Here is a 7,495-nt window from a genome sequence, read left to right as displayed (position 1 = left end):
GATGGGCGCCGCCCGAGCCGGGCTGTTCCTCTTCCGAGGGCTGGTGCCCGCCCGAGCGTTTGCGGTGCCGGCCGCCGGGCCGGCAGGGCGGGGCGGGGCCTCGGGGCTATTCGGCGACCAGGCGCGCGCCGAGCCATTCCAGGGCCGGTGGGATCTCGCGCTTCCACGTGTTGAAGCTGTGTCCGCCGTGGTCGAGGGTGATCGAGGAGACGCGGGCGGGGTTCTTCACCTTCTCGATGAACTTCAGCGTCGGCCGGTAGTTGCTCTCGCCCTGGAGGGAGGTGGTGACGAGGAAGGAGGTGTTCCCCTGGGGCAGGTGGTCCAGGCTCCAGAGCAGGTCGGATCGTTTCTTCTCGTCCTCGTTGCCGCGGAAGAGGTCGCCGGAGTCCTCGTCGATCTCGGGCTCGTAGTCCGCGGACAGCCCCACGCCGGCCGCGTACGCCTCCGGGTGCTGCAAGGCGATCTTCAGTGCGCAGTAGCCGCCGGTGGAGTCGCCCATGATGGCGAGGCCGCGGGGGGACTTGCCGATGCGGTAGGCGCCGGACAGGGCCTTGGGGAGGTCGGACCCGAAGAACGTCTCGGTCTGCGGTCCGCCCGGTATGTCGACGCACTGGGTGTTGACCGGCGGTGCGACGGTGGGCCGCATCAGCACCAGGATCATCGGGCCCATCTTCTTCTGCTTGACGAGGTTCAGCGCGGTCTTCGGGTAGGGCAGCGGCGCGAGCAGGTTCTCCGCCGTGCCGGGGAACCCGGTGAGGACCACGGTGGCCGGGAAGACCCGCTTCTCGTTCCCCTGCTGGAAGTACTCCGGCGGCAGGTAGACGTACGCCGGAGTGGCGATCTTCGACCGCTCCCCCTGGATCATGACCTTCTCGAGCTCGCCGCCCAGGTGCCGGCTCTCCCCGCCGGGCACCGACGGCTTCTGCCGGCCGGTCACCTTCAGCGCCGAAGTCCCGGCCGCGTCCTGGCCGCTGGCGGTCGGCGCCTTCTCCCGTCCGGCCAGCTCCGCCCAGGATCCGTAGATCAGGAAGGCGCGGTTCGCCGCGAGGCCGACGGCCGAGAGGGTCAGCACCTGGACGGCGAGGACCAGGCCGATCCGGCCGAGGACCGGCCGCCACCCCTGGCGCGCGAGGCGCGGCCACAGCCGTACGGACGCCGCGAACATCAAGGCCGTGGCCAGGAGGGCCGTCACGAAGAGCGAGTTGCTTGTCAGAGTCACGTACTTCTAGACAGCCTCGCAAACCGATCCGTTCCCTCCCGAAGGCCTCGAATGATCAAGGCTTTCGCCGCCGCAGCCACACGCTCCGTGCGAGGACGCCGCCGATGAGCAGCGCGCCCGCGCCGGTACCGGCCAGGCCGGCGCTCAGGCCCTCGGGGAGGTACGAGCACGAGACCCGTTCGGCGCCCGCGCCGCCCAACGGGACGCCCAGCAGCCCCTGGTACGAGACCGGGGCGCGGGACGGACCGCCGTCGACGGAGCAGGTCCAGCCGGGGGACGGGGTGGTGGCGACCACCGCCGTGCCGGTCGAGCCCTTGGGGAGCCGGGCCTCGACGCCGTGGCCGCCGGCGGTGACGGCCGTGGCCCCGGTGGCCTTCAGCCGAGCCACGGCCGCGTCGAAGGCGGCCGGGTCCAGGCAGCCGAGCGCGTCGGGCGGCAGGAACTGGCCGTCCTTCGGGGCGCGGACGGAGAAGTCGAAGCGGCCGTCGGCCGGGACGGTGCCCAGTTCCTTGAGCGGTGCGCTGACGGCGGGCGGCTTGCCGAAGAAGTTCTCGCGGTGGCCGGTGCCCCGGACCTGGACGGTGGCGTACAGGTCGGGCGCGTACAGGAAGGCGCGCTCCCCCGGGGCGCACCGCGAGGTGAACTCGGTCCAGTTCCCGGGGGCCTCGCCGTCGGCCCTGGGCAGGGCGAAGCCCCGTCCACCGGAGGGCGCGGGCGGTCCGCCGGCGTGCGAGAGCGGGGGCACGGTGTACACCCTGGATCCGAGGGCGGCGTGGCGCCGGGCCCAGACCGAGCCCTCGGGGGCTCCGTACGCCTGGTCGCTGCCGGGCGCGCGGAGGGTGACGAGGGGCGGGGCGGGCACGGTACGGGCGGTGACCTTGTGCTCCCCGACCGGTTCGAGGAAGGTGCCGACTCCGAGCAGCGACCGCAGGACGGGGTCGTTCGCGGGCCACAGGTGGCGGCCGCCCATGGCCTGGCCGAGGCCGAGGCCGCGCAGTCCGTTCGCGGTCTCCACGCTCACGTAACTGCTGTAGTAGGCGCCGCCCTGACCGCCGACCAGCATGGCGTCGTTGTTGGTGACGAAGACGTCGGGTCCCGCGTCGGTGCGGGCGGCGGGCCAGTCCTCCCGCTCGCGCAGGGTCCGGTGGGCGTCCTTGCCGAGCATGGTCGTCGTCTGGGCGCGGACGGGTCCGCGCCGACGGGGGTCGTCCACCACGGCGTTGCCGTAGACGGCGTACGTGGTGCCCGCGAAGACCGAGACGGCCAGCAGCACCATGACGCCCATGCGGGCGGGGCGGCGCAGGCCCCGCGCGTAGAAGAGGAGCAGCGCGGTGGTGACGGCGCCGCCGGCCAGCACGCCGGTCAGGGCGTACTCGTTGACCGGCTGGCGGTCGTACGTGACCGCGACGAGCAGGGCCAGCAGGACCGCGCCGCCGAGCACGGCGCGGGGCCGGGGCATGTGGGCGAGGCAGATCCAGGCGGCCATGGCGAGCATGCCGCTGAGGACGAAGGACTCGCGGAAGGGGGCGCCGTGCGGGAGGGCCCCGCCCTGCCACAGCTTGGCGGTGGGGGTCAGGACGAAGGTGACGGCGGTGAGGAGCAGGAGCGCGAACCAGCCGACGCGTTCGCGGACGCGGACCTTCGACTGGAAGGGCAGGGTCAGTACGAGCAGGAGGACGAGCACCCCGGCGTAGATGTTGGGCGCGGGGTAGAGGGGGTGGGTGCCCGGTATGAGCATCGAGAGGTAGGTCAGCGGATCGGTGTCCACGCTGACGACGTACAGCTCGGTGGGCTGGGCCCGCTGGTTGGCCCGGGCGCAGACCAGGATGGGGGGGGCGGCGAGCAGCAGGCCGGTGCCGGTCATGGTGGCGGCCCGCCACAGTGCCCGGCCCCGGGTGCGCCAGTCGGTCTCGGCGAGCAGGAGCCGTACGAGGAAGACGAGCGCGGTGGCCAGGGTCGCCATGGCCGCGGTGTAGAAGTTGGCGAACCAGCAGAGGGCGACGAGGAGGCTGCCGAGCACCCAGCGGCGGCCGGTCAGGCACCAGTCGGCGGCTATGCCGAGCATGGGTACGGCGACCAGGCCCCAGGTCCACATCGGGACGATGGTGCCCTCGGCCACCCCCCAGCCGCAGACGGCGTAGCCGACGGAGATCAGCGCGCGCAGCCAGGGCGAGCCGGGCCGCAGCCTGCCGAGGAAGACGGTCATCAGCGCGGCGGCGAGGCCGATGCTGAAGAGGCTGACCAGGAAGACGGACAGTTCGGCGTGCTCGCGCGGCAGCGCGCCGACCAGCCAGGAGAACGGATTGGTGAGGTAGGTGAAGAAGTCCCCGAGGAATCCGACGCCGTAGCCGCTCTGCCAGTTGAAGAGCAGGTCGCCCTGGGCATTTCCGTGCTGGAGGTCCCACAGGTGGGTGTGGAAGGGCACGTATTGGTGGCGCAGGTCGTTGTCGGCGCGCGGGATGACGCCGAAGGGAAACACGCCGCGCACGGCGAGGCCGGCCGCGTAAGCGGCCATGGATATGAATGCGGCCACGAGAGCGGAAAGGAATCCGAGATTCCGATTCACCCCGCCGACCTGGCCCTCAGCCCCTCTTCGACCTCCTGTGGGGAGGGGGCTTTCGGCAGGCGGGAGAGATGTGGCGGTCATGTGTGGGAAGCCCTCGTGCGTGATTCACCGGCCCACGACAGGCCGCAGATTCACGCACCCTATGTACACGACCGAAAGATTCACGCATCGGACGCAAAGAATATGATCGCAATCACGAACGCGTACGCCCAAGTCGCTACGGAACGTGGACATTCGGTCACTCACCCGCTCGGCGCGCTCGCCACCCGACGGCCCGCCCGGTGGCGGAACCCCGCATCCCGTAGGCTCGGTGGATGGCAAAGTACTTCGACGTACACCCCGACAACCCCCAGCCCCGCACGATCGGCAGCATCGCCGACAGCATCCGCGCCGGGGGGCTCGTCGCCTATCCGACGGACTCCTGCTACGCGCTGGGCTGCAAGATGGGCAACCGCGAGGGCGTCGACCGCATCCGGTCGATCCGGCAGCTCGACGACAAGCACCATTTCACCCTGGTGTGCGAGAACTTCGCCCAGCTCGGCCAGTTCGTGATCATCGACAACGACGTCTTCCGCGCGATCAAGGCGTCCACCCCCGGCAGCTACACCTTCATCCTCCCGGCGACGAAGGAAGTGCCGCGCCAGCTCCAGCACCCGAAGAAGAAGACGGTCGGCGTCCGCATCCCCGACCACGTCGTGGTCCAGGCCCTGCTGGCCGAGCTCGGCGAGCCGCTGCTGTCCAGCACGCTCCTGCTGCCCGACGAGAGCGAGCCGATGACGCAGGGCTGGGAGATCAAGGACCGGCTCGACCACGTCGTCGACATGGTGGTCGACTCCGGCGAGTGCGGGACGCAGCCCACCACGGTCATCGACTTCTCCAGCGGCGAGGCCGAGATCGTCCGCCGGGGCGCGGGCGACACCACCCGCTTCGAGTAACGCGGCGCACCGGGCCGGGGCGGGTCGGGGCGCGCCGGGCCCGGTCGGGTCAGGTCAGGTCAGGTCAGGTCAGGAGGCCGGGCGCAGGATGGGCTTGAGTCCGTAGTCGAGTTCGGAGCCGTCCACCAGGAGGGCTTCCACCGTTCGGGTGACGGGGTCGATGTCGGCCACCATCCCGTCCCCCGAGTAGCGGGGGTAGCCGGACGCCCCGCGCTGTCCGGTCGGTGCGACCACGGCCGAGCGGACGGCGTCGTCGTCGGAGCCCTCCACCACGTGCTCGGGCACCAGCAGGATCTCGAAGTTGCGCGGTTCGCTGCTCATCCCCCGACGCTAACCGGCTCCTCGCGATCACGCCGCCCGGCGCCCCCGTCGATGAGCATCTGGAGCCCGGGCGCGTACAGGTCCGCCAGCCGCTCCGGCGGCGTACGGGTCCCCGCGCCGTCGGGACGATGCAGACTCAGCGTCGCCCCCAGGCCCAGCAACTGGCCCGCGATCAGCTCGGCGCGCAGCTCCCGCTCGGCTCCGGCCAGGGAGCCGGCGAGGCGGGTGGTGACCTGCTCCCGGAACCGCTCGCGCAACAGCGTGCGCTCGTCCTCCCTGCCGAGGGAGAAGACCACCCGCAGCAGCGGGTCCCCGCGCAGTTCGTCGCGCAGCCGGACCATGGTCAGCACGAGGTGGCGGCCCAGCGCGGCGGGCTCCGCCGCGAACAGCGCGTCGGCGGCCGGCTGGAAGTCGGCGACCGTGTTGAACAGTCCTTCCTTGCTGCCGAACCGCTTCACGATCAGAGACGGGCTGACGCCGGCCTCGGCCGCGATCCCGCGCAGGGTGACCTCGGCGTAGGGGCGCAGGGTGAACGCCCTGCGGGCGGCGCGCACGATGGCGTCGCGGCCGGTACCGGTGTCCGCGGCGCCGGTGCCGGTGTCGGTGTCGGCACCGGATTCCCCGGCGGCGCTCGTCTGCTCTCCGGTCATCTGCTCTCCGGCCATGTGCTCTCCCGGGCGGCGGGCTCGGACTTCGTCACGGCGACCGTACCGGGCGGGGCAGTGGCGGTGGGCGCCGCGGACTCCGCGGGCACGGCCCCCACCCGCCCCGCCGACGGCAGGAAGAACGCCGCCACCAGCGCCGCGAGCGCCGTACCGGCCGCGATCAGGAAGATCAGCAGGTACGCGTGCAGGGTGGGGGCCTCGCGTCCGCCCGCCGGGAAGGTGACGTGGGCGAGCACGGCCGCGACGACGGCGCTGCAACAGGCCTGGCCGACGGAGCGCATGAGGGTGTTCAGGCCGTTCGCGGCGCCGGTCTGGGTCGTCGGCACGGCCCGCATGACGAGCGCGGGCAGCGCCGAGTACGCGAGGGCGGTCCCGCAGGCGACCACCGTGGCCCCGGCCACGATCGGCCCGAGGGTGTGACTGGTGAAGAAGCGGACGACGTAGCCGAGCGTCATGACGGCCGCGCCGAGGGCCAGGGCGCTGCGGGGCCCGTACGCGGCGGAGAGCCGTGCGGAGACCGGCGACAGCGCCACCATGGCCAGGCCGCCGGGCAGCAGGCACAGACCGCTGACCACGATGGAGGCGCCGAGCCCGTACCCCGTGCTCGTCGGCTCCTGCACCATCTGCGCGGTGGCCAGGGAGTTCGCGTAGAAGGCGAAGCCGACGAACAGGGCCGCGAGGTTGGCGAGCAGGACGGCCGGGCGGGCCGATACGCGCAGGTCGACCATCGGGGAGGCGGTGCGCAGTTCGTGGCGGGCCCAGACCGCTCCGACCACCGGGGCGGCGGCGAGCAGGCCGAGCGTGCGCGCCGAGGTCCAGCCCCAGTCCGCGCCCTGGGTGATCGCGAGCAGGAGCGCCACGAGGGTGGCGGCGAGGCCGAGGGTGCCCGGTACGTCGAAGCGGCCGGCGGTGCGCGACGGCGACTCGGGAACGGCCCACAGGACCAGGAGCAGGTCGAGCAGTCCGAGGGCGGCGGCCGCCCAGAACATGGCGTGCCAGTCGAAGTGCTCGACGATCAGGGCGGCCGCCGGGAGTCCGATCGCGGCGCCGATCCCGAGGGTGCTGCTCATGAGGGCGATGGACGGCAGGACCCGTTCGGGCGGGAGTTCGTCGCGGATGATGCTGATGCCGAGCGGGATGACGGCGAGCGCGGAGCCCTGGAGGGCCCGGCCTGCGATCAGGACGGAGATGTCGGAGGTGACCGCGCACAGCACGGACCCGGCGGTCAGGACGGCGAGCGAGGCGAGGAGCACGCGGCGTTTGCCGTACATGTCGCCGACCCGGCCGAGTACGGGGGTGAACACCGCGCCGGTGAGCAGGGTGGCGGTGACGAGCCAGCCGGCGGCGGCCGGACTGCTGCCGGTCAGGGCGGGGACGTGCGGCAGCAGGGGGACGACCAGGGTCTGCATGACGGCGACGACCGCGCCGCAGAACGCCAGGACGGGGACGATCGGGCGGGTCTGGGTCCTGGCGGGCATATCGCTCCCAAACACTGGCCCGGAGGGGTGCACACGCGTTCACCCCCAGGGTAAACACGCGTGCACCCCCACGTCTGCCCGTAGGCGGCGGCTCTTTTCGGCCGTTCCGCGCACTCCGGGAACGGGCCGGCGCCCTGGGCGACGAGCCTCGGGAGCGACGAGGTCTAGGCAGGGCGGCGTGCTCCGTCCTCCTGCGCCGGCTCCTCGCGCGGCGTCGAGGGGTGGCGCAGCAGGCCGCGGGCCCAGCGTTCGTTGAGGCCCGCCAGCAAGCCGATGCCGCCCCAGAAGCACCACCCCTGGATCAGGGCGTC

The 7,495-nt window shown here is 72.4% G+C and carries 6 protein-coding genes; 1 reads left to right on the top strand and 5 read right to left on the bottom strand.

The window, feature by feature from the left end:
* Positions 1-106 precede the first annotated feature (106 nt).
* Together ACWGDE_RS33435 and ACWGDE_RS33430 are read right to left on the bottom strand one after the other, a co-directional pair.
* Positions 107-1,219 (bottom strand): alpha/beta hydrolase, encoded by a 1,113-nt coding sequence (locus tag ACWGDE_RS33435; RefSeq protein ID WP_453392808.1) that lies wholly within the window; start codon positions 1,217-1,219, stop codon positions 107-109.
* Between the two features lie 55 nt (positions 1,220-1,274).
* Positions 1,275-3,734 carry a YfhO family protein gene (locus ACWGDE_RS33430; RefSeq protein WP_453392807.1) on the bottom strand — a complete coding sequence of 820 codons (2,460 nt, stop codon included), beginning with the start codon at positions 3,732-3,734 and terminating at the stop codon, positions 1,275-1,277.
* A gap of 365 nt (positions 3,735-4,099) precedes the next feature.
* On the opposite strand from ACWGDE_RS33430, the gene ACWGDE_RS33425 reads away from it, so the two are divergent.
* Positions 4,100-4,720 carry an L-threonylcarbamoyladenylate synthase gene (locus ACWGDE_RS33425; protein ID WP_453392806.1) on the top strand — a complete coding sequence of 207 codons (621 nt, stop codon included), beginning with the start codon at positions 4,100-4,102 and terminating at the stop codon, positions 4,718-4,720.
* Between the two features lie 69 nt (positions 4,721-4,789).
* Here ACWGDE_RS33425 and ACWGDE_RS33420 read toward each other — a convergent pair whose 3' ends face one another.
* The 3 genes from ACWGDE_RS33420 to ACWGDE_RS33410 are packed head-to-tail and all read right to left on the bottom strand — an operon-like array spanning position 4,790 to position 7,184.
* Positions 4,790-5,041, bottom strand: a complete 252-nt coding sequence (locus ACWGDE_RS33420; protein ID WP_453392805.1) for a hypothetical protein — start codon at positions 5,039-5,041, stop codon at positions 4,790-4,792.
* Positions 5,038-5,706, bottom strand: a complete 669-nt coding sequence (locus ACWGDE_RS33415) for a TetR/AcrR family transcriptional regulator (RefSeq protein WP_453392804.1) — start codon at positions 5,704-5,706, stop codon at positions 5,038-5,040. The genes ACWGDE_RS33420 and ACWGDE_RS33415 overlap by 4 nt, the downstream gene beginning before the upstream one ends.
* Positions 5,688-7,184 (bottom strand): MFS transporter, encoded by a 1,497-nt coding sequence (locus ACWGDE_RS33410; protein ID WP_453392803.1) that lies wholly within the window; start codon positions 7,182-7,184, stop codon positions 5,688-5,690. The genes ACWGDE_RS33415 and ACWGDE_RS33410 overlap by 19 nt, the downstream gene beginning before the upstream one ends.
* Positions 7,185-7,495 lie beyond the last annotated feature (311 nt).

The organism is Streptomyces sp. NPDC054956 (assembly GCF_053609185.1).
Note: the sequence above shows the minus strand (reverse complement) of the source record. Positions and strands in the feature narration are given on the sequence as shown.

What these genes read in the sequence shown, in the direction of transcription:
- ACWGDE_RS33425 (WP_453392806.1), top strand. Translation starts at nt 4,100, where the DNA reads ATGGCAAAGTACTTCGACGTACACCCCGACAACCCCCAGCCCCGCACG.
- ACWGDE_RS33430 (WP_453392807.1), bottom strand. Translation starts at nt 3,734, where the DNA reads ATGGCCGCTTACGCGGCCGGCCTCGCCGTGCGCGGCGTGTTTCCCTTC.
- ACWGDE_RS33420 (WP_453392805.1), bottom strand. Translation starts at nt 5,041, where the DNA reads ATGAGCAGCGAACCGCGCAACTTCGAGATCCTGCTGGTGCCCGAGCAC.
- ACWGDE_RS33410 (WP_453392803.1), bottom strand. Translation starts at nt 7,184, where the DNA reads ATGCCCGCCAGGACCCAGACCCGCCCGATCGTCCCCGTCCTGGCGTTC.
- ACWGDE_RS33415 (WP_453392804.1), bottom strand. Translation starts at nt 5,706, where the DNA reads ATGGCCGGAGAGCAGATGACCGGAGAGCAGACGAGCGCCGCCGGGGAA.